We start from the raw sequence: 1,015 nt of genomic DNA, 5'->3' as shown, positions 1-1,015 counted from the left end.
GAGGTCAGGCGTGCGGGCCGAGCACGACGCCGCGGCCGGCGTAGACGTGTTCGAGCTCGTCCCACGGCACGGGGGTGAACTCCTGTGTGCCGTCCGGGAATCCGGACGGGTTGTGGATGAGCAGACGCTCGTCGTCGGCCCCGACCGCGAGCACCAGATGCCCGCCGCGCGTCTCCGGTCGCGCCCCCGGCGTGCGGATCGAGGGGTGTACGGACAGCATGACGAGCCGCCCCGCCGCCAGCTCGTCGCGGACCGCCGCGGCGCTCAACTCCGGGCGCGACTCGGCGAACAGGTCCCAGCGCCGCCGCGCGTACGCGGCGAACGGCGCGTAGATCAGCCCGTCCACGCGGTCCGCGTGGCGCACGTACGCACCGGCCTCCCGGCACTCCTCCGCGAGCGTGACGGACGGCGGCGCGCCGCCGCGCCAGTGGTCGAGCGCCATCCGCAGGCAGGCCATGCCGCACATCCGCCAGGACCAGAAGGCGTACTCCTCGGCCGTGGCCGCGCCGGACTTCTGCCACAGCGGGTCGTCGGCGGCGCGCAGGTCGCCCGCGATGATCGCGGGCACGAGGTCGCGGGACTCCCACTGGGCGTAGTAGGGGACGGGACGGCGGATGGCGCGGGGCGCGTCGACTGCGGTCATGGCCTCCAGTCTGGCCGACGCGGGTCCTGGGGGGCGGGGGGAGCGGCGGCGGAGGACCGCCTGGCGGACCGGCGATCGCATGAGCCCGGTGCGGGGGACGCCTGGCCCCCGGCCCCCGACGCCCGGCCCCTGACGCCCGGCTCACGGGAAAACCCGGCCCACGGGAAAAGTGGTCGTCACACCTTCCGCGATCGGCCAGAATGTAGTGCTCTGCCGGACTCCGACGCGCGGTCCCGGCCCGGCCGGCCGTTTCGGCCTGCCCGCCGACGCCGATGCGCGCGCGGCCGCGGCGGCGCCCGGTGCCGTGGTCGGCCCGGGGGTTCGGGGACTGTCCCCGGGGGCGCGGCGCACCTGAGAGGCCCTCCGCTGAGT

At 76.4% G+C, this 1,015-nt stretch carries 1 protein-coding gene; it reads right to left on the bottom strand.

Translation table 11 applies throughout. The features are described 5' to 3' along the window. Window positions 1–4: 4 nt before the first annotated feature. Window positions 5–643 carry a C39 family peptidase gene (locus ACFU99_RS44575; protein WP_384404642.1) on the bottom strand — a complete coding sequence of 213 codons (639 nt, stop codon included), beginning with the start codon at window positions 641–643 and terminating at the stop codon, window positions 5–7. Window positions 644–1,015: the final 372 nt, after the last annotated feature.

Source organism: Streptomyces sp. NPDC057654 (genome assembly GCF_042800135.1).
Lineage (GTDB): Bacteria > Actinomycetota > Actinomycetes > Streptomycetales > Streptomycetaceae > Streptomyces.
The sequence above is the reverse complement of the archived record's forward strand: the minus strand, read 5'-3'. Positions and strand labels throughout refer to the sequence as shown.